The organism is Saccharopolyspora dendranthemae (genome assembly GCF_007829955.1).
GTDB classification, from domain to species: domain Bacteria; phylum Actinomycetota; class Actinomycetes; order Mycobacteriales; family Pseudonocardiaceae; genus Saccharopolyspora; species Saccharopolyspora dendranthemae.
This window is the reverse complement of record NZ_VIWX01000002.1, coordinates 265993-284883: the sequence shown is the minus strand read 5'-3', so window position 1 is coordinate 284883 and position 18891 is coordinate 265993. Positions and strand designations below refer to the sequence as shown.

20 protein-coding genes are annotated in these 18891 nt (G+C 69.9%); 14 read left to right on the top strand and 6 right to left on the bottom strand.

Going from position 1 to position 18891, the window contains the following annotated elements:
• Positions 1 to 16 precede the first annotated feature (16 nt).
• Positions 17 to 1525: a serine/threonine-protein kinase gene (locus FHU35_RS10255; protein WP_246110219.1), complete on the bottom strand. Its 1509-nt coding sequence runs from the start codon at positions 1523 to 1525 to the stop codon at positions 17 to 19.
• Positions 1526 to 1705: 180 nt separating this feature from the next.
• Between FHU35_RS10255 and FHU35_RS10250 the strand changes: the two genes are divergently transcribed.
• The 5 genes from FHU35_RS10250 to FHU35_RS10230 all read left to right on the top strand — a co-directional run bounded on the left by FHU35_RS10250 (position 1706) and on the right by FHU35_RS10230 (position 5863).
• On the top strand, positions 1706 to 2149 hold the full coding sequence (locus FHU35_RS10250) for a universal stress protein (RefSeq protein ID WP_145738273.1): 444 nt from the start codon (positions 1706 to 1708) through the stop codon (positions 2147 to 2149).
• 54 nt (positions 2150 to 2203) lie between these two features.
• A complete protein-coding gene (locus FHU35_RS10245) occupies positions 2204 to 3187 on the top strand; it encodes an aldo/keto reductase (RefSeq protein WP_145738272.1) in 984 nt (327 codons plus the stop codon).
• Between the two features lie 251 nt (positions 3188 to 3438).
• Positions 3439 to 3876 (top strand): alpha/beta hydrolase, encoded by a 438-nt coding sequence (locus FHU35_RS30155; RefSeq protein WP_145738271.1) that lies wholly within the window; start codon positions 3439 to 3441, stop codon positions 3874 to 3876.
• The gene (locus FHU35_RS10235; protein ID WP_145738270.1) at positions 3873 to 4199 is read left to right on the top strand and encodes a hypothetical protein; all 327 of its coding nucleotides are present in this window, start codon (positions 3873 to 3875) and stop codon (positions 4197 to 4199) included. Before FHU35_RS30155 ends, FHU35_RS10235 begins: the two co-directional genes overlap by 4 nt.
• A gap of 431 nt (positions 4200 to 4630) precedes the next feature.
• Complete coding sequence (locus FHU35_RS10230; protein ID WP_145738269.1) at positions 4631 to 5863, top strand: acyl-CoA dehydrogenase family protein; 1233 nt, start codon at positions 4631 to 4633, stop codon at positions 5861 to 5863.
• On the opposite strand, the gene FHU35_RS10225 is transcribed toward FHU35_RS10230, so the two are convergent.
• Positions 5854 to 6753, bottom strand: a complete 900-nt coding sequence (locus FHU35_RS10225) for a diacylglycerol/lipid kinase family protein (RefSeq protein WP_281290230.1) — start codon at positions 6751 to 6753, stop codon at positions 5854 to 5856. The two genes, FHU35_RS10230 and FHU35_RS10225, sit on opposite strands and share 10 nt — an antisense overlap.
• Positions 6754 to 6931: 178 nt before the next feature.
• A complete protein-coding gene (locus tag FHU35_RS10220; protein ID WP_145738267.1) occupies positions 6932 to 7120 on the bottom strand; it encodes a hypothetical protein in 189 nt (62 codons plus the stop codon).
• Positions 7121 to 7471: 351 nt separating this feature from the next.
• Between FHU35_RS10220 and FHU35_RS10215 the strand changes: the two genes are divergently transcribed.
• On the top strand, positions 7472 to 7900 hold the full coding sequence (locus FHU35_RS10215; RefSeq protein WP_145739856.1) for a GtrA family protein: 429 nt from the start codon (positions 7472 to 7474) through the stop codon (positions 7898 to 7900).
• Positions 7901 to 7929: 29 nt separating this feature from the next.
• On the top strand, positions 7930 to 9405 hold the full coding sequence (locus FHU35_RS10210) for a bifunctional phosphatase PAP2/diacylglycerol kinase family protein (RefSeq protein WP_145738266.1): 1476 nt from the start codon (positions 7930 to 7932) through the stop codon (positions 9403 to 9405).
• Positions 9406 to 9469: 64 nt separating this feature from the next.
• Here the strand turns inward: FHU35_RS10210 and FHU35_RS10205 are convergent, their stop codons facing one another.
• On the bottom strand, positions 9470 to 10519 hold the full coding sequence (locus FHU35_RS10205; RefSeq protein WP_145738265.1) for an NAD(P)-dependent alcohol dehydrogenase: 1050 nt from the start codon (positions 10517 to 10519) through the stop codon (positions 9470 to 9472).
• Positions 10520 to 10627: 108 nt separating this feature from the next.
• Between FHU35_RS10205 and FHU35_RS10200 the strand changes: the two genes are divergently transcribed.
• The 5 genes from FHU35_RS10200 (at position 10628) to FHU35_RS10180 (ending at position 14492) form a co-directional block, all read left to right on the top strand.
• Positions 10628 to 11218 (top strand): TetR/AcrR family transcriptional regulator, encoded by a 591-nt coding sequence (locus tag FHU35_RS10200; protein ID WP_246110217.1) that lies wholly within the window; start codon positions 10628 to 10630, stop codon positions 11216 to 11218.
• Between the two features lie 133 nt (positions 11219 to 11351).
• A complete protein-coding gene (locus tag FHU35_RS10195) occupies positions 11352 to 12215 on the top strand; it encodes a TetR/AcrR family transcriptional regulator (protein WP_145738263.1) in 864 nt (287 codons plus the stop codon).
• On the top strand, positions 12212 to 13099 hold the full coding sequence (locus FHU35_RS10190; protein WP_145738262.1) for a beta-keto acid cleavage family enzyme: 888 nt from the start codon (positions 12212 to 12214) through the stop codon (positions 13097 to 13099). The genes FHU35_RS10195 and FHU35_RS10190 overlap by 4 nt, the downstream gene beginning before the upstream one ends.
• A 20-nt stretch (positions 13100 to 13119) precedes the next feature.
• Positions 13120 to 14073: a 3-hydroxyacyl-CoA dehydrogenase NAD-binding domain-containing protein gene (locus tag FHU35_RS10185; protein ID WP_145738261.1), complete on the top strand. Its 954-nt coding sequence runs from the start codon at positions 13120 to 13122 to the stop codon at positions 14071 to 14073.
• A complete protein-coding gene (locus tag FHU35_RS10180) occupies positions 14070 to 14492 on the top strand; it encodes a thioesterase family protein (RefSeq protein WP_145738260.1) in 423 nt (140 codons plus the stop codon). The genes FHU35_RS10185 and FHU35_RS10180 overlap by 4 nt, the downstream gene beginning before the upstream one ends.
• 67 nt (positions 14493 to 14559) lie before the next feature.
• Here FHU35_RS10180 and FHU35_RS10175 read toward each other — a convergent pair whose 3' ends face one another.
• On the bottom strand, positions 14560 to 15006 hold the full coding sequence (locus FHU35_RS10175) for an Rrf2 family transcriptional regulator (protein ID WP_145738259.1): 447 nt from the start codon (positions 15004 to 15006) through the stop codon (positions 14560 to 14562).
• A 160-nt stretch (positions 15007 to 15166) separates the two neighbouring features.
• Between FHU35_RS10175 and FHU35_RS10170 the strand changes: the two genes are divergently transcribed.
• Positions 15167 to 16285: an NADH:flavin oxidoreductase gene (locus FHU35_RS10170; RefSeq protein WP_145738258.1), complete on the top strand. Its 1119-nt coding sequence runs from the start codon at positions 15167 to 15169 to the stop codon at positions 16283 to 16285.
• 99 nt (positions 16286 to 16384) lie between these two features.
• Positions 16385 to 17158, top strand: coding sequence for an enoyl-CoA hydratase-related protein (locus FHU35_RS10165; protein WP_145738257.1), 774 nt, complete (start codon positions 16385 to 16387; stop codon positions 17156 to 17158).
• A 156-nt stretch (positions 17159 to 17314) separates the two neighbouring features.
• Here FHU35_RS10165 and FHU35_RS10160 read toward each other — a convergent pair whose 3' ends face one another.
• The gene (locus FHU35_RS10160) at positions 17315 to 18823 is read right to left on the bottom strand and encodes an amidase (protein WP_246110216.1); all 1509 of its coding nucleotides are present in this window, start codon (positions 18821 to 18823) and stop codon (positions 17315 to 17317) included.
• Positions 18824 to 18891: the final 68 nt, after the last annotated feature.

Sequence of the window (18891 nt, the reverse complement as noted above, 5' to 3'; positions counted from 1 at the left end):
TCGTGGGCTCCGGCGGTCAGTCGTCCTCGCCCTTGCCCTTGTTCCCGTTGTGGCCCTGCTCTGACCCCGGTCCCTTCTGCTTGCCCGGAGGGTGCTTGGGGGTGTCCTTCTCGGGTGGCGCCGGACGCGGTGGTGGAGGTGGTGTGCTGGTCGAGGAGTTCAGGACGGCGTCGGACTCGATCAGCGGCTGCCGCGCTCCGCGCAGTCCCAGCTGGTGCTGTTCGGTGATGCGAGTGCCGCCGGGCATGACGAGCTCGATGGCGACCCGGACGGTGTTGGGCGCGCCGACCGCCGGCGGCTCGACGATGCGCACCTCGGACACGCTCGACCAGAAGCCCTCGTACCCCTCGCGACCCTGGGCCTGCATGCCCGCGCCCAACCGCGTCCACGCGTTCGCCGGGTGTTCGGGCAGCAGCGCGTAGTAGTCGGAGACGACGCGTTCGAGCTCGGCGGGCGCGAACACCGGTTCCGGCGGGGTCTCCTCCTGGCCGAGGGTGGGAAGCAGGAACGCCAGAGCGACCAGCACCACAGCTGCCGCACCCGCGCTCAGGTAGATCCACCGCCGCGAGCGAACGGGCTCCGGCTCGGGCACGGGACGGCCGTCGAGGCGCGTGCTCTCCCGCGCCGGACCGGCCACCGCGGCGGCCGGAACGGTCGGCTGCGCGTGGTCCGGGACGGGGGCCGGTGGAAGCGGCGACGGAGCGCCGGAGACGACGGCCCGCAGCGCCTCGCTCGCCTGCGCGGGGGTGGGCCGCTGCGCGGGGTCGACGTGCAGCATCCGGGTCAGCACGGGCGCCAGCACACCCGCCAGCTGCGGCGGCCGGAACGCCCCCGCAGCGACCTCGTGGAGCAGCGCGATCGAGTTCTCCGCGTCGTCCCCGAAGGGAGGAGCGCCCTCGACGGCCGCGTAGAGCGTGGCCCCCAGCGAGTAGACGTCGGAGGCGGGGGTGGGTGCGTGACCGCGAGCCACCTCGGGAGACAGGTAGGCGGGGGTGCCCGCGATGATCCCGGTCCGGGTCACGGCCACGTCGTCGGCGGCGTGCGAGATGCCGAAATCGGTGATCTTGGCGGTGCCGTCGTCGCCGATCAGGATGTTGCCCGGCTTCATGTCCCGGTGGGTGATCCCGGCGGCGTGCGCCGCGTCGAGCGCCGCGGCGGCCTGCGCGCCCATGCTCGCCACCGCACCGGGCGTCATGCGGCCCTTCTCCGCCAGCACCTCGGCGAGGCTGCGGGACGGCAGGTACTCCATGATCAGCACCGGGAAGCCGTCCTGCTCGATCACGTCGTGCACCGCGACCGCGTTCGGGTGGTGCAGGCGCGCGGCGATGCGGCCCTCGCGCATCGCCCGCTGCCGAGCCTCCTCGACGAGGGCCTGGTTGGTGCCGTCGGCGGCGTTGAGCTGCTTGGCCGCGACGGGGCGCTGCAGCAGCTCGTCGGTGGCCAGCCACACCACGCCCATGCCGCCGCTGCCCAGTCGCCGCTCCAGCCGGTACCGGCCGGCGAGCAGCGCGCCCACCTCTGTCACACGTAGCCCTTCCGCTCAGACAACCCGACCAGGCTAACCCGTCCGTGTGATCGCCCCGCGCACCCCGGCCAGCGACCTGGGAAAACGTCGACCAGCGGAACCTCGTGCTCCGATCGGCCGCACCCCGGCGGACCGTTTCCCCCGGCGCACCGCGCGGGTACGCCGGGCCGGGAGGCCCGCATGGAAGAAGCAGCTCGCGAACACGTCGTGGTCGTCGGAGTCGACGGCTCGCCTGCCGCTCGCGCCGCGTTGCGCTGGGGCGCGTGGCACGCGAAGCTCGTCGGCGGCACGATCATCGCGGTGATGGCCTGGGACATGCCGTTGATCTACAACTGGGAGGTCCCGGACAGCGCCGACTTCGCCCGGCGCACCGCCGCCGGCCTGGACGCCGAGATCACCGAGGCGCTCGGAGACGAGCCCGGCATCGAGATCCACAAGGAGGTCGCCGCAGGTCACGCGGCACGCTCCCTGCTGGACGCGGCCGAGGAGTTCGACGCGACCCTCATCGCCGTCGGCGCCCGGGGTCACGGCGGATTCGCCCCAGCGCTGCTCGGCTCGGTCAGCCAGCACGTCGTGCACCACGCGCACTGCCCGGTCATCATCCTTCGCGAGGACGAATCCTGAAAAACCGCTGGACGTGCGTGGCACTGTGGTCCGAGCGATCACTGGAGGAACGTCATGGAGTACCGGACCGTCGGGGCGACCGGAGTGCGCGTGTCGCCGATGTGCCTGGGCACGATGTCGTTCGGCGCGGAAGCCGACGAGCAGACGTCGGCCGAGATGTTCCAGCGAGCGCGCGAACTCGGCCTGAACTTCTTCGACACCGCCGACGTCTACGCGGGCGGACGTTCCGAGGAGATCCTCGGCAGGCTCATCGCCGACTGCCGCGACGAGGTCGTGCTCACCTCGAAGGCCTTCTTCCCCACCGGAGACGACGTCAACGCCCAAGGCGCGTCCCGCAGGCACCTGACGCGCGCCGTGGAGGCCAGCCTCCGGCGGCTGGGTACCGAGTGGATCGACTTCTACTTCGTGCACTCCTTCGACGAGCTCACGCCGATCGAGGAAACCCTGCGCGTGCTCGACGACCTGCAGCGCCAGGGCAAGATCCGCTACCCGGCGGTGAGCAACTGGGCGGCCTGGCAGATCGCCAAGGCGCTGGGGATCTCGGCGAGGGACCGGCTGGCGCGCTTCGAGCTGATCCAGCCGATGTACAACCTGGTCCGGCGCCAGGCCGAGGTCGAGATCCTGCCGATGGCCGAGTCCGAGAAGCTCGGCGCCATCACCTACAGCCCGCTCGGAGGCGGCCTGCTCACCGGGAAGTACGGAACCGGACGGCGCCCCGAGACCGGGCGCCTCGTCGACAACGAGCGCTACGCCCGGCGCTACGGCCAGGAGTCCGACTACGTCACCGCCGAGAAGTTCACCGAGTTCTCGCGGCAGCAGGGAGTCAAGCCCGCGACCCTCGCGGTCGCCTGGGCGATGTCGGCCCCCGGGGTCACCGCCCCCATCATCGGCGGCCGAGACCTCGACCAGCTCGCCGACTCCCTGGACGCGCTGGAGATCGACATGACCGCGGACCTGCGCGAGGAGATCTCCCAGCTTTCCCCCACACCACCACCCGCGACCGACCGCACCGAAACGCGGACCCCCGCCCTGCCCTGACCTCCGCACACCGCCGCTGGAGAACAACGTCGAGAGCCACCGGACGCGACCTCGCCGGCGTACCGACTCGCGTTCACTGGAAATTCGACTCCGGCCCGCGCGTGGCAACCCCTTCCCCACAACGTCGATTCCGAGGGTTTCGCCGGGTGTTGGCCACGGGCGGTGCGTGGGGCGTTATCGTGCGTGACGTCGTGGCGTTTTCGCTTCGCCGGCGTCGGTGGTGACGCCGGGGTTCTCGTCTCCATGAAGACCTGTCCAAGTTCCAAGAAGGGCTTCGGGCAACACATCAGGGCGAAGCGCCCTCGCACAACACGCTCATGGGTCATAGCTACGGTTCAACCGTGGTCGGTGAAACCGCAACCAACGGAGGCACACACTCCGATGAGCTGGTTTTCTTGGGAAGTCCGGGAGTTGGCGTCGACCACGCGAGTCAACTCGATGTACCGAGCGACCATGTCTGGGGTGGAACCTCACGTGACGAGGAAATCCATTCCGCAACGTCCATTAATCCCCTGGACTACAACAACGGGCGTGATGACCATTGGTTCGGCGTGAACCCGAGTGACCCGGCATTCGGCGGCCGAACAATGCCGACCGACCCGACCACGGATCACGGCGGGCACTGGGACAAGCCAGTCTCACGCAATGCAATGGCAGAAATCATGGTTGAAAAGGACGCGAATAGGTGACCTCGCAGCGAACGGGAAGCCGGTTCGGACGGGCGGGTAAGACGATCGGCGGCACGCTCGCGGCTGCGGCGGGGCTCGTTGGCGCGTGGGGCTGGTTCTACCTACTCGCCGTCTCCGTACAAGGTCGCGGCGGCCTCTCCGATGTAGCAACGCCATTCTTCATGATCGGTTTGGGCGTTTGGGTCGTCTTTTGGGGTTTGGCCTTGGCACTCGTGGCCTTCTTCTTCGGCAGGAAGAGTCGGACCACGCTCGTTGCTCTGCTAATTACCGGCGTGATGCTCGTGGCTGCGGTCGTCACGCCAATCGTTGCGGGCATTTTCTGAAAGAGGGCCCTGTGGGGGTCGAGTAGCGGTCCAGAGCGACAGAGAGCGCCGTCACCGCGTCAAGCTCGGCGACCAACTCGGGCCTAATCTTGTTCACGACATCAGCGGGAAGATCGGCGAGGATGCGGTCCAGTTGGTTCGTGGCATCAGCCACGACTCGGCACAGGAGCGAACAGAAGGCACGTCCGGCAGCGACTTGGGCCCTGCCGACAAGGCGGGAGCAGGTCGGGCGGGAGCAGGCGACCGTATGACCGCGGACCTGCGCGAGGAGATCTCCCAGCTCTCCCCCACCCCGCCACCCGCTACCGACCGCGGACTTGGCCGGGTGTTGGCCACCGGCGGTGCGTGGGGCGTTATCGTGCGTGACGTCGTGGCGTTTTCGCTTCGCCGGCGTCGGTGATGGCGCCGGGGTTCTCGTCTCCTCGGAGGGAATGACCTTGAGCAGCAACGAGATCACGCGTTGGGCCGATCAGCCCAAGCCGTCCTCCGCTGAAGAGTGGATCGCGCGATCGCGCGACGTGGCCAAGGTCCTCGCCGCCGACGCCGTCGAACGGGACCGGGCCGGAGCGGACCCGACGCGAGAGGTCCAGCTGCTCAAGGATTCCGGTCTCGTCACGCTGTTAGGACCGGCCGAGCACGGTGGCGCGGAACAGCACTGGACGACCGCCTGCCGCGTGGTGCGCGAAGTCTCCGCCGGAGACGGGTCGATCGGACAGCTGCTCGGGCACCACTACGTGTGGGCGTGGGCGATGCGGCTGGTGGGCACGCCGGAGCAGATCGCCGAGGTCGACGAGCTCTACACCACCGAGGGGCACTTCTTCGGCGGCGTGGTCAACCCCCGCGACAACGACCTCATCGTCACCGACGAGGGCGAAACCCTGCTCTACAACGGGAAGAAGTTCTTCTCCACGGGCAGCAAGGTCTCCGACCTCCTGATCCTGGAAGGAACGCTGGAACCCGGCGGACGCAGCGTGTTCGCGGTCGTTCCCACCCGGCAGAGCGGAATCACCTTCGGCGGGGACTGGAACAACCTGGGCCAGCGGCTCACCGCCTCCGGCAGCGTGGAGATCACCGACGTTCGCGTTCCCTGGTCCGCGGCGGCCGGGTACGTCGACAAGCAGTTCCGCACTTCGGCTTTCAGCACCCTGCACGTGCCCGCCCTGCACCTGGTGTTCGCCAACCTCTACCTCGGCATCGCCCAGGCCGCGCTCCGCGCCGGTGCCAACTACACGCGAGGGCACACCCGCGCCTGGCCTTACGGCGGCGAGGGGAAGAACTCGGGCACCGAGGAGTTCTACGTCGTGGAGGGCTACGGCGATCTGCAGTCCAAGCTGTGGGCGGCCGAAACGCTCACCGACGCCGCAGGAGCGAACCTGGCGCAGCTGCTGCACGGCAGCCGCGACGCGGTGACGCGCGAACAGCGCGGCCGCGCAGCGGTTCTCGTCTCGGCCGCCAAGCAGCGCGCGATCGACGTGGGACTGGAAGTCGCCAACAAGGTCTTCGAGCTCACCGGCGCCCGCGCCACCGCGAACTCCGTGGGCATGGACCTCTACTGGCGCAACCTGCGCACCCACAGCCTGCACGACCCGGTCGCCTACAAGCGCGTCGAGGTCGGCCGGTACACCCTGCTCGGCGACCTGCCGACCCCGTCGCCCTACTCCTGATCCTCCGGCGCCTCGCCGTCGGTCCACGTGCGCGGGGTGACGACGTGCAGCGCGTTGCGCGCGACTTCGAAGGACTCCGGTGTGCTCGCGACGACCTCGCCGTCGATGTTGATCGGCAGCACCTCGTCGGTGTCGATCCGCAGCGCGCGGGTCCTGAAGTGCTCGACCTGGTCGCTGGGCTCCCCGGTCTTGAGCCCGCGCACGACCCCTGCGAGCTGGCCGATGCTGCCCTGCCGGATGACGGTGACGTCCAGTGCGTTGTCGTCGATGCCGGAATCGCTGGCGGCCAGCTGACCACCACCGAAGTAGCGGCCGTTGGCGATCGAGACCTGCAGGAGCCGGTCGAACTCCCGGTCCTCGTAGTCCCCGTCCGGGAAGCTCAGCCTGGCGGCGAACGGCCGGTGCTTGAGGAACGCCTTCGCGGTGGCCACGGGATAGGCGAGCGGGCCGACGAAGCGCTTCAACCGCGGCGACATCGCCTGCGCGACTTCGGCGCCGATGCCGACGGAGGCGCGGTTGACGTAGTAGTTGTCACCGCACAGCCCCAGGTCGACGTCGACGATGTGGCTGTCGAGGATCGTCCGGCAGGCACCGTCGAGGTCGTCGGGGATGTGCATGGTGCGGGCGAAGTCGTTCGCCGTGCCCAGCGGGAGCAGCGCGAGCGGGACGTCGCGGTGCGCGAGGCAGTCGACCACGGAGCTGACGCTGCCGTCCCCACCGCCGACGATGATCAGGTCGTGGCCGCTCCTGGCCGCCGAGTCGACGGTTTCGACGAGCCGTGACGGGTCCTGCAGCGGGTAGGTGGCACCCAGGGGGACGCCGAGCTCGCGCAACCGGTCGAGGGCGTAGGCGTAGGCCTTGCCTCCGGTGCGCGAGTGCACGTTGACCACCAGGGCGGCTTTCGTGACAGGCCGCTCGATGCGAATGGTCCGCCTCCTGCGAAGTTCGGGGACACCGACGGCGTCCTTTCTACCTTCGCCAGGTCACGGCCGGGACCCGTGGGGCACCTCCACCGAACGGTGCGACCGCGGAAGCGTTCCGCCACCAGCAGGTGACGAGAACGGGTGATCAGGCCCGGGCGCCGACGTCGGCGGTGACGACGCCGGTCGAGACCAATCGCCGCTTGGCGCGGCGGGTGCCCCACGGACCGTGCAGGGCGATCATGTCGGACGGAAGCGGACAGGTGCGCCCACCTTCGGCGATCCGGGTGAGTCCGGACTCCGGGCGGGGCTGGGCGTGCTTGGACACAGTTCTCACCAGCGAAAAGTAGGTAAAAAAGCGATTTTGGGCAGGAGAGCACGCGCTGCCTTCGAATCTAGTATGCGTCATCCGATGTCGATCTTCACGGCGGGGTCGTCGCGCAGCCGAAATCCAGCGAATTCCATTCGCTTTCCATTGTGGATCGTCTCGGATTCGCCGCGAATTCATCGATTTTCGATTTGATTTCGCTATTCACTGAAGCGATAGCAGTCATTACCTCGTGTGCGCACCCTCGACGGGTCGCGTTCATCCGGTCATGCCATCGTTGGTCCCATGACCGCCGGGCAGCAGGCCGAGCCGATCGCACAGCAGTCCCCACCTGACCGCGGTGAGCGGTTCCACGCCGCGATGGAAGCCGTGACCCGAAGACTGCCCTTCGGGCTCTCCCGCCTCGTGGCGCCGAGCTTCCTCGGATTCGCGCTGATCAACGGCTCGACGTTCGCCTTCGACCTGCTGCTGCTGACCCTGTTCCGGAGCGCACTGCACTGGCCGGTCCCGGTCGCCTTCACCATCGCCTACCTGATCGCCTTCGCGCTGAGCTTCGTGCTCAACCGGGCGCTGAACTTCCGGTCGCACGCCCCAGTCGGCCCGCAGGCCGGTCTCTACGCGGTGGCGATCCTGGTGAACTACGCGGCCTTCATCCTCGGCCTCGGCAGCGGACTGGCGGCGCTGGGCGTGCAGTACCACGTGTCGCGGATCGTGGCGGGCCTCTGCGAGGCGGTCTACATGTACAGCGTCATGCGCTGGGTCATCTTCCGGGACACCCGCGAGCGGTAGGCAGCGCGACCGAGGACTAGGGTCGCGGCGTGTTCAGCAGGGTGCGCAGGACGGTCCAGCAGTTCAACGCAGCGGACCACGATTTCGTGCTGCGGTCGGCTTCGTGGCCGCGCAGCACCGCCGACCCCGCGCTGCGCGGGATCACCCACCTCGCCGACCACAGCAAGCTGTGGCTGGGCGTGGCAGCGGTGCTGGCGACCAAACGGGGTCGGTGGCGGCGCGCGGCGCTGCGCGGAGCCAGCGCCATCGCGTTCGCCAGCGCGGTGACCAACGGGATCGGCAAACCGCTGCTCCCCCGCCGTCGCCCGGCCGCCAACCTGCTGCCCGCCCACCGCAGGCTCAGCACGCCGCCGTCCTCCTCGTCGTTCCCGTCGGGCCACGCGGCCTCGGCCGCCGCGTTCACCACGGCGGTCTGGATGGAAGCTCCTGAACTGGGCGTGGCGCTGCTGCCGCTGGCCGGGGCCGTCGCCTACTCCCGGGTGCACACCGGGGTCCACTGGCCGACCGACGTGCTCTTCGGTGGGGCGATCGGCACCGCCGTCGCGGCGGCGACCAGCCGCTGGTGGCCGGTCCGGCCCTCCACACCCAGTCTCGCCCGGACCAGCGAGCGCACCGTCGCGCTGGAAGGGGGCGATGGCCTGGTCCTGCTGGTCAACCCGTCCTCCGGGGACCCGGGCCAGGACCCCTCCGACGAGCTCGCGGAGTTGCTGCCCGGTGCCGAGCTCGTGCACCCGGAGCCCGAGACCGATCTCAAGGAGCAGCTGCACGCCCACCTCGACACCTGCGGGAACGTGAAGGTCCTCGGCGTCGCGGGCGGCGATGGGAGCGTCGCGGCGGCAGCGGCCGTGGCCGTGGAGCGCGGGTTGCCGCTGCTGGTGGTACCCAGCGGGACGCTGAACCACTTCGCGCGCGATCTCGGGGTTCCGAGCACCGAGGAGGCCGTCGAGGCGCTGCGCGAGGGATCGGCTGTGAACGTCGACCTGGGCACCGTCCACGTCGACGACCTCCCGCAGCAGTGGTTCGTCAACACCGCAAGCCTCGGCGGCTACCCGGACATGGTGCGGCTGCGCGAGAAGTGGACGCACCGGTGGGGCAAGTGGCCCGCCGGCGCGGCCGCGCTGGTGCGGGTGCTGGCCAGCGCGGAGCCGATCCCGGTGCGCATCAACGGGATCGAGCGCAAGATCTGGCTGTTCTTCGCCGGGGGCAACGGTTATCAGCCCAAGGGACTGGCGCCGACGTGGCGGCCGCGGCTGGACACCGGCGTGCTCGACGTCCGCTACATCCGGGCGGATCTGCCGTTCTCCAGGACCAGGTTCGTCGCCGGAGCGCTGACCGGGGCGCTGTTCCACAACCGCGCCTACGTCCAGGAGGAGCGCGACCGGGTTCGGGTCGAGGTCCTCGGGGCCCCGGTGGCGCTGGCCAGGGACGGCGAGGTCTCGCTCAAGGGCAACGTTTTCGACTTCGCCGCGCGCGACGGCGCGCTGCACGTCTACCGGCCGGAGTGATCGTGAGCAAGCCCCGGGGCGCCGCGTCCCGCGTTCGGCGCCCCGGGGCTTCACCGGAACGTCGTCAGGCGCCGATGGTGGCGGTGTCGATGACGAAGCGGTAGCGCACGTCGCTTCCGGTGACGCGCTCGTAGGCGGCGTTGACCTGGTCGGCCGAGATGGTCTCGATCTCCGCGCCGATGCCGTGCTCGGCGCAGAAGTCCAGCATCTCCTGGGTTTCGGCGATGCCGCCGATCATCGATCCGGCCAGCGACTTGTTGCCCGCGATCAGCGAGAACGCGCTGTAGGACAGCGGCGTGCCCGGAGCGCCCACGTTGACCATGGCGCCACCGACGCCCAGCAGACCCAGGTAGGAGTCGACGGGCAGTTCGGCCGACACCGTGTTGAGGATCAGGTCGAACCGACCGGCCAGGGTCTCGAAGGTCGACTCGTCGCTGGTCGCGTAGTAGTCCTGGGCACCGAGCCGGAGACCGTCCTCCTGCTTCTTGAGGCTCTGGCTGAGCACCGTCACCTCAGCGCCCATCGCAGCGGCCAGCTTCACGGCCATGTGGCCGAGACCGCCGAGCCCGACGACGGCCACCTTCTTGCCGGGGCCGGCACCCCACTGCCGCAGCGGCGAGTAGGTGGTGATCCCGGCGCACAGCAGCGGAGCGGCGACGTCGAGACCGATGCCCTCCGGGATGCCGCAGACGAACGAGTCCTTGACCACGACCTGCCGGCTGTAGCCGCCGTAGGTGTTCTCACCGTCGAAGCCGACGCCGTTGTAGGTCTGGACGTTGCCCTTCACGCAGAACTGCTCGGTCCCGGCCTGGCAGTGCTCGCACTCGCCGCAGGAGTCGACCATGCAGCCGACGCCGACGCGGTCGCCCACCTGGTAGCGGGTGACCTCCGAACCGACCGCGGCGACCGTCCCCGCGATCTCGTGTCCCGGGACCATCGGGAAGATCGCGGTGCCCCAGTCCTCGCGGGCCTGGTGGATGTCGCTGTGGCAGATGCCGGCGTAGGCGATGTCGATCAGCACGTCGTCCGGCCGCAGGTCACGTCGCGTGATCGTCGTCTGCTCCAGGGCTGCCCCCGGGGACGGAACGGCGATAGCGTTCGTGATCGTGCTCATGAACCCTCCATGGAACAGCTTGTGCACGAGCTCTCGATGTAAGAGCCTTCTTACATTGAGACGTGAGAGGGCCCTTCCCTATTCCGACCGGGAGATGTGATCCAGCGCATGGCCGGCAAGTACCACCACGGTGACCTCCGCGCCGAGCTCGTGCGCGTCTCCCTGGAGCTGATCGCCGAGCGCGGCGTCGACGGCTTCTCCGTCGCCGAGGTGGCCCGCCGCGCCAAGGTCAGCCCGGGCGCCCCCTACCGGCACTTCGCCGACCGGGAGAGCTTGCTCGCGGCCGTGGCGACCGAGGTCGCGCACCAGCTGGCCGACGAGGTCGAGCGCGCCGCGGGCGAGCACGCCGATCCCGCCGAAGGCCTCGCCGCCGCCGCCGGGACCTACACCGGCTACCTCATTCGGCAGCGGGTCGGGATGGACCTGATCAACGCCGAAGTGCTGCAGGGCGAGCGCTACGCCGAGCTGCACGACCGGACGCGCCGGCTCACCGACCAGTTCTTGCTGCGCACCATGGCGGTCGCGGAACCGGCCGACGCCCTGGAACTCATGGAGCAGCTGTTCACCCAGGCGCACGGCTACGGCACGTTCTGGCTCAACGGGGTCTTCACCAAGCACGGCTACGACCCGGAGCTGGTGGTCCGGAAGTCCTCCCGAGCCGCCCGAGCGGCCGTCGAGGGCTACCGCAACACGCCCTGACGTCACCCGAAGCCACCCCGCGCCTGGTCGTGTGGCGAACCGGTGAAATGACCCGCGACCTGGTGTGTTGCGGATTGACTGAGCTGACAGTCAGATATTGCGATTTGCGCAATCTGTGGGTACGGTCTGCGTCGTGTCAGACGACGAGTTGGTCGAGCGGGTCCGGTCGGCCGTCCGGCGATTCCCGGAGAGCCAGCGGGTTCTCGCCGAGCGCATCGGCCTGGATTCCACCAAGTTGTCCAAGGGGCTCAACGGAACCCGCCGGTTCACCCCCGAGGAGCTGACCCGGATCGCCGACGCCGGCGGCGTGACGGTCAACTGGCTGATCAACGGCGCCGACGACCTCGAAACCGTCGCCAGCGCCCCGCAGCGGACCGCCGCCCGCAGCCCGGAGCGCTCGGACCGCTACCACCAGATCCTCGACGCCGCCTGGCACATGATCGCCGAGCGCGGGTACCACTCGGTGCGCGTCGCCGACGTCGCGCAGGCCTGCGGAACCTCGGCCGCCACGATCCACTACCACTTCCCCGGCCGCGACGACCTGCTCACCGAAGCGCTGCGGCACTCGGTCAAGCAGGCCTTCGACCGGCAGGTCGCCGAACTGCACGTCATCGACGATGCCCACGAGCGCTTGCTGCGCCTGGTCGAACTGCAGCTGCCGTCTCCCGGCCCGCTCCGGATGGAGTGGTCGATCTGGCTGCAGGTCTGGAACGAGAGCGCGCTCAACGCGGAACTCCGCGTGCTGCACAGCGATTCCTACTCCCGCTGGCACGACACGATCGCGCGCACCATCCGGCAGGGCCAGCAGCAGGGCGTCTTCGCCGACACCGATGCCGACGAGATGACGATGCACCTCACCGCGCTCATCGACGGCCTCGGCATCCAGGTCATCACCGAACGTCCCGGCCGCTCCGTGGAGCTGATGCGCCGGGTTCTGCACGACTTCGTCGAACGGGAAGTCGTCCGCACCACAAGGACTCGAAGGGAAGAGACATGAACGAAGAGGTCATCATCACCGCTGCGCTCACCGGCGCGGGCGACACCACGGGCAAGAGCCCGCACGTGCCGGTCAGCCCGGAGCAGATCGCGCAGTCGGCCGTGGAGGCGGCGAACGCGGGCGCGGCCGTGGTCCACGTGCACGTGCGCGACATCGAGACCGGCCAGGGCACCCGCGATGTGTCGGTCTACCGGGAGACCGTGCAGCGGATCCGCGAGTCCGGTGTGGACGTGGTGCTGAACCTGACCGCGGGCATGGGCGGAGACCTGTTCATCGACCAGGACGACCCGCTCAAGCCGGTCGACGGCACGGATCTGGTCAACGGCCTGGAGCGGCTGCCGCACGTCGAGGAGCTGCTGCCGGACATCTGCACGCTGGACTGCGGCTCGCTGAACTTCGGCGACGGCAGCCAGCTCTACATCTCCACGCCGGACATGCTGCGCGCGGGCGCCAAGCGCATCCAGGAGCTGGGCGTGAAGCCGGAGCTGGAGATCTTCGACACCGGTCAGCTGTGGTTCGCCACCAAGATGATCGAAGAGGGGCTCATCGACGCGCCCGCGCTCTTCCAGCTGTGCATGGGGATTCCCTACGGCGCGCCGGTCGACCCGGGCGTCCTGCAGTCGATGGTGAACATGCTCCCCGCGGGATCGAACTGGGCGAGCTTCGCCATCGGCCGCAACCAGCTCCCGTGGGTCGCGCAGTCGGCGCTGCTGGGCGGGCAGGTCCGCGTCGGCCTGGAGGACAACCTCTACCTCAGCCGCGGCGTGAAGGCCACCAACGCGCAGCTCGTGGAGCGGGCCGTGACGATCATCGAGGGCATGGGCGCCAAGATCGCCTCCCCGGACGAGGCCCGCGCCAAGCTCGGCCTCAAGCCCCGCTCCTGACCTCACGAAGGGAATCCACTGTGGACAACAACAGCGCATCGCAGGTCCGGCGGGTCGCCTGCATCGGCGCGGGCGTGATCGGCGGCGGCTGGGCCGCGCACTTCCTCGCCCGCGGCTACCAGGTCACCGCCTGGGACCCCGCGCCGGACGCGGCCGAGAAGCTCCAGCGGTTGGTCGACGCCGCGTGGCCGGCGCTGACCGAGCTCGGTCTCGCCGAAGGCGCCTCCCGCGACAACCTCACCGTGGCCGGGACGCTCGAGGAGGCCGTCGCCGAAGCCGAGTTCGTGCAGGAGAGCGCACCGGAGGACCTGGCGCTCAAGCAGGACCTGCTGGCCAAGATCGACGCGGCGACCCCTGCGGGCGTGGTGATCTCCTCGTCGACCTCCGGCTACCCGATGACCGACATGCAGACCCGGTGCACCAACCCGGGCCGCCTGGTGGTCGGGCACCCGTTCAACCCGCCCTACCTGATCCCGCTGGTGGAGGTCGTCGGCGGCGAGTCCTCCGAGCAGTGGGCGGTGGACTTCGCGGCGGAGTTCTTCGAGGTCGCGGGCAAGCGCGTGATCAAGATGGACCGCGAGGTACCCGGGTTCATCGCCAACCGCCTGCAGGAGGCCATCTGGCGCGAAGCCCTGCACATGGTGGACAACGGCGAGGCGACCGTGGAGCAGATCGACGCCTCCATCACCGACGGCCCGGGATTGCGCTGGCCGCTGCTCGGACCGTGCCTGACCTTCCACCTCGCGGGCGGCGAGGGCGGGATGGCGCACATGCTCGACCACTTCGGACCGTCGCTGAAGTCGCCGTGGACGCGGCTGGAGGCGCCGGAGCTCACCCCCGAACTGCGCGACCGCATGGTCGAGGGGTGCGAGGAGGCCGCCGACGGCCGCAGCATCCCCGACCTGGTCGCCGACCGGGACAAGGCCGTCATCGCGGTGATGCGCGCGGTCGGCGAGGTCCGGGAGGCGCGATGACGATGCGGCAGCAGGTCCTGCCGGAGTGGGTCGACTACAACGGCCACCTCAGCGAGGGCTACTACGTGCTGGTGTTCGGCTTCGCCACCGACGCCCTGATGGACCAGGTCGGCATGGACGCCGACTACCTGAAGCGGACCGGCTGCTCGCTCTACACGGTCGAGGCCCACGTGCGGTACCTGCGCGAAGTCCCGCCGGACTCGGAGATGCTCATCACCACCAGGGTCGTCGAGGTGGGTGCCAAGAAGCTCCGCCTCTGCCACGAGATGGTGGTCGACGACGTCCTGCGGGCGACCACGGAACTCGTGGCCCTGCACGTGGATTCCGAGCAGGGTCGCACCACCCCGTTCCCGGAGGACATCGCCTCGACGCTGTCCGATCGCCTCGAACCGGCGCCGGACTACGCGGGCCGCGTCTGACCCGAAGCGGGCGCACGAGAGGGCGGGAGCTCCGGCTGGAGCTCCCGCCCTCTCGTCAGCTCCGGGGTCAGCTTCGGGCCGGTTCGGGGTCCGACGCGCGGATCTCGCGGACGCTGTCGGCGAGCGTGCGATCTCCGAGGGAAGCCAGCACTGCTCGCTCGGCTTCCTCGGTGAGGTTGGCGAAGAACTCGCCGGTGCGGGCGGCGACCATGCACATGTGCTCGCCGTCGGGCGAGCGCGCCCACAGCGGCTTGTCGCCGACGGCGCAGCGGTAGATCTCGGCGAGGGTGATCTCCTCGGCGGACCGGCCCAGCCTGGCACCTCCGCCGCGCCCCTTCGTGCAGATCACGAGCCCTTCGGCGTGCAGCGGGACGAGGAGCTTGCGCACGAGGCTCGGGTTGGTGCTCAGCTCTTCGGCGAACTGGGTGGAGCTGCGGACCTCGGAGCCCTCCTCCGCCGCGATCGCCAGCCGCATCATCACCTGAAGTGCGCGGCAGAACCGGATGTCCAGCACGTCTTCCACCCCCGTCCACAAGTCGGCACGCAGTCTAGCAACGCCACCAGAATAGCGACTGTCACAGTTGCAGTTTCCTGAATCGAATATGTACCTTTGTCATGCACACTTCAAGTCCGGGCCTTTCAGACCTGGAACGCACCGACAGGAGAGCACCACTGTGAGCAGTCGCGCTTCGCAGGCACTGGCCCGCCCCTTCACCCTCGGTTCCGCCGAGCTGCCCAACCGCATCGTGATGGCACCGATGACCCGGCAGTTCTCCCCGGGAGGCATCCCCGGCTCCGACGTGGCGGACTACTACGCGCGCCGGGCGGCCGCGGGTACCGGACTGATCATCACCGAGGGGACCTACGTCGACCACGCCTCGGCGGGCTTCAGCGCCGACATCCCCCGCTTCCACGGCGAGGAGCAGCTGGCCGGCTGGTCGCGGGTCGTCGAGGCCGTGCACGCCGAGGGCGGCAAGATCATGCCGCAGCTGTGGCACGTGGGCATCCAGCGCCCGGCCGGTGCGGGCCCGTTCCCGGAGGCACCGGTGGTCGGCCCGTCCGGCATCGGCATCGACGGTGCGCCGGGCGCCGGTTCCCCGCTGACCCTCTCGGACATCGACGACCTGATCAACGCCTTCGCCGAAGCCGCGTGGGCCGCCGAGCGCATCGGCTTCGACGGCGTCGAGCTGCACGGCGCCCACGGCTACCTGATCGACCAGTTCCTGTGGGAGCGCACCAACAAGCGCACCGACCGCTTCGGCGGAGATCCGATCGAGCGCACCCGGTTCGCGGTCGACATCGTCAAGGCGATCCGCGAGCGCGTGGCTCCCGACTTCCCCGTCGTGCTGCGGTTCTCGCAGTGGAAGGCCGACAACTACGGCGCCAAGCTCGCCGAGACGCCCGACGGGCTGTCCGCGATCCTCGCGCCGCTGGCCGACGCCGGTGTCGACGCGTTCCACGCGTCCGGCCGCCGCTACTGGGAACCGGAGTTCCCGGAGTCGGGTTCGGAGCTCAACGTCGCGGGCTGGGCGAAGAAGGTCACCGGCAAGCCCGTCATCACGGTGGGCTCGGTCGGTCTGGACGCGATCTTCGAACCCGGATCGCTGTCCGGCGCGGGCGCCGGCGTCGAGAGCATCGAGCGCCTCCTGGAACGCTTCGAGCGCGACGAGTTCGATCTGGTCGCGATCGGCCGCGCGCTGCTGGCCGACCCGCAGTGGGGGTCGAAGGTGCTCGAGGACCGCCAGCACGAGCTGATCCCGTTCACCAAGGACTCCGTGGCGAACCTGCACTGAATCTCCCCCGCGGGACAGGAGCAGGTCGGCTCTCGGGGGTGTCGACCTGCTCCGCCGCGGATCCCGACCGCGGACGCCTCGTCGCGGTACGGTCGCCGCATGGGCGAGCACGCGCACATCCTGACCCGGCGCGACGGCGCGACCGTCACGATCACGATGAACCGGCCGCGCAGTCGCAACTCCCTGTCCCACGACCACCTCGCCGAACTGCTGGCGGCCTTCCGCGACGCGGGCGAGTCCGATGCGACCGGAATCGTGCTCGCAGGCTCGGGTCCCGTGTTCTCCGCCGGTCACGACTTCGGCGACGTCGCCGCGCGCGACCTCACCGGCGTTCGCGACCTGCTCCGGCTGTGCACCGAGCTGATGAACGCGATCCAGTCCGTCCCGCAGGTCGTGGTGGCCCGGGTGCACGGCCTGGCGACAGCGGCAGGGTGCCAGCTGGTCGGCGCCTGCGATCTGGCGGTCGCCGCCGAGTCCGCCGGGTTCGCGCTGCCCGGCGGCAAGGGCGGCTGGTTCTGCCACACCCCGGCGGTGCCGGTGGCGCGCTCCATCGGCCGCAAGCGCCTGATGGAGATGGCGCTCACCGGCGACGTCATCGACGCGGCCACAGCTCTGGACTGGGGCCTGGTCAACCGGGTGGCCGCCGACGACGCCCTGGACGACGTCGTCGCCGACCTGCTCGCCCGCGCCACCCGCGGCAGCCGCACGAGCAAAGCCCTCGGCAAGCAGACCCTCTACTCCCAGCTCGACCGCCCGGAGCAGGACGCCTACGCCATCGCCCTGGAGGTCATGGCCGCCGCCTCCCAGCTACCAGCAGCCCGCGAGGGCATGGCGGCCTTCCTCGAGAAGCGCCAACCCGACTGGCCGGACTAGACACTCCGTATGCGGGGGTAGCCGCCGCTTCAGGTGTGGGACTCAGCTCGCACCACCGCGGGTTCTGCGGGCGCACATCCGAGAGGCGGTTCTGGTCCGAATTGCCCATGATCGTTGTGCCGGGTCAATTCGGACCAGAACCGCCGAACAGCTCCCTCACGAGAGGTCCCGGAGCGGTGTCGGGTGCTGCCAGGGCGCCGCGACCTCGAGCTGCCTGGCCAGGCGCAGGAGCAGCGCCTCGCTCTGCAGCGGGCCGACGAACTGCACCCCGAGCGGGAGTCCCGCTTCGGTGCGGTGCAGCGGCAGGCTGATGGCCGGGCGTCCGGTGATGTTGGCCAGCTGGGTGTAGGGCACCCACGCGAGGTTCTTCTCGACGATCTGGTCCACCAGCCCGAGCAGTCGCAGGACGCGCGTCGTCCTGGTGCGAACCAGCAGCTTGGACATCGTCTGCAACGCGGCCGGGGTGTCCAGCGATCCGACCTCGATCGGCGGCTCGCCCAGGGAGGGCGTCATCAGCAGGTCGTAGCGGGAGTGGAAACCGGCCAGCGCGGCGATGTGCTCGCGTCGCCGTTCCTGCGCCTGCGACAGCTCGGTGGCACCGGTCAGCTCGCCCAGGGCGCCCATCATCAGCGTGTCGGGCTCGAAACTGTCATCACCGCAGCCGGTTTCGCGCTTGATGCGCGCGATTTCCACCGCCTGGTGGACGAACCAGACCAGCAGGAAGTCCTTGCCGAGCTGGCGGTCGTCGTGCGGCGGTTCGACCTCCTCTACCTCGTGGCCGAGCTCGGTGAGCAGCTCCGCCGAGCGCTCCACCGCCCGAACCGCCTCCGGGTGCGGCTTCTCGCGCAGCGCGCAGCGGGTGGTGTAGCCGATGCGCAGCGTGCCCGGAGCGTCGTCGAGCTGATCGGCCAGCGGCCGGTCGGGCAGCGCCGCCACGAACGGGCTCATCGGCTCGGGCCCCACCAGCACGTCGAGCATCGCCGCGGAATCGCGCACGGTGCGGGAGATGACGCCGTTGGTGGCCAGGCCGTTGAGCGGCTCGCTCTCCACCGGCCCGGCGGGCACCAGCCCGCGCCCGGCCTTGAGGCCGACGAGCCCGGTGCAGGCGGCGGGGATGCGGATGGAGCCACCGCCGTCGCTGGCCGCCGCCACCGGCACGATCCCGGCCGCGACCGCCGCGGCGGATCCACCGGACGAGCCGCCCGGGGTGCGCTGCGGGTCCCAGGGGTTGCGGGCGGGCCCGAACAGAGCCGGTTCGGTGATGCCCTTGGAACCGAACTCGGGCGTGTTGGTCTTGCCGAACACGACGAGCCCGGCGTCCAGCCACCGCCGCACGACGGTGTCGGTTCCCGACGCCGTGCGGCCGGCGAACGCGCGGCAGCCGTCGGAACTCGGGGTTCCGGCGAGGTTCTGGTGCAGGTCCTTGAGCAGGAACGGGACCCCGGCGAAGGGGCCCGAGAGCCCCCCGGACGCGCGCAGATCGGCGTGCTCGTCGAGCCAGGCGACGACGGCGTTGATGACCGGGTTGACCGCTCGGGCCCTGTTGCGCGCGGTGTCCAGCAGTTCTCGCGCGCTCACCTGGCCCGACGCGACCAGCTCGGCCAATCCGAGACCGTCGTGCCGCAGGTACTCCTCGACGTCCACCGTTGCCCTCTTCCTCGTCACCGACCGCGCTCGTCGCGACGGCGCGCGTGCTGCCCCGAACGATCGCGCCCAGCATCTCCGCTCCGGAA

Excerpts from the sequence above, each read along its gene's own strand:
- FHU35_RS10250 (WP_145738273.1), top strand. The coding sequence starts at position 1,706 with ATGGAAGAAGCAGCTCGCGAACACGTCGTGGTCGTCGGAGTCGACGGC.
- FHU35_RS10245 (WP_145738272.1), top strand. The coding sequence starts at position 2,204 with ATGGAGTACCGGACCGTCGGGGCGACCGGAGTGCGCGTGTCGCCGATG.
- FHU35_RS10230 (WP_145738269.1), top strand. The coding sequence starts at position 4,631 with ATGACCTTGAGCAGCAACGAGATCACGCGTTGGGCCGATCAGCCCAAG.
- FHU35_RS10215 (WP_145739856.1), top strand. The coding sequence starts at position 7,472 with ATGGAAGCCGTGACCCGAAGACTGCCCTTCGGGCTCTCCCGCCTCGTG.
- FHU35_RS10205 (WP_145738265.1), bottom strand. The coding sequence starts at position 10,519 with ATGAGCACGATCACGAACGCTATCGCCGTTCCGTCCCCGGGGGCAGCC.
- FHU35_RS10200 (WP_246110217.1), top strand. The coding sequence starts at position 10,628 with ATGGCCGGCAAGTACCACCACGGTGACCTCCGCGCCGAGCTCGTGCGC.
- FHU35_RS10190 (WP_145738262.1), top strand. The coding sequence starts at position 12,212 with ATGAACGAAGAGGTCATCATCACCGCTGCGCTCACCGGCGCGGGCGAC.
- FHU35_RS10180 (WP_145738260.1), top strand. The coding sequence starts at position 14,070 with ATGACGATGCGGCAGCAGGTCCTGCCGGAGTGGGTCGACTACAACGGC.
- FHU35_RS10165 (WP_145738257.1), top strand. The coding sequence starts at position 16,385 with ATGGGCGAGCACGCGCACATCCTGACCCGGCGCGACGGCGCGACCGTC.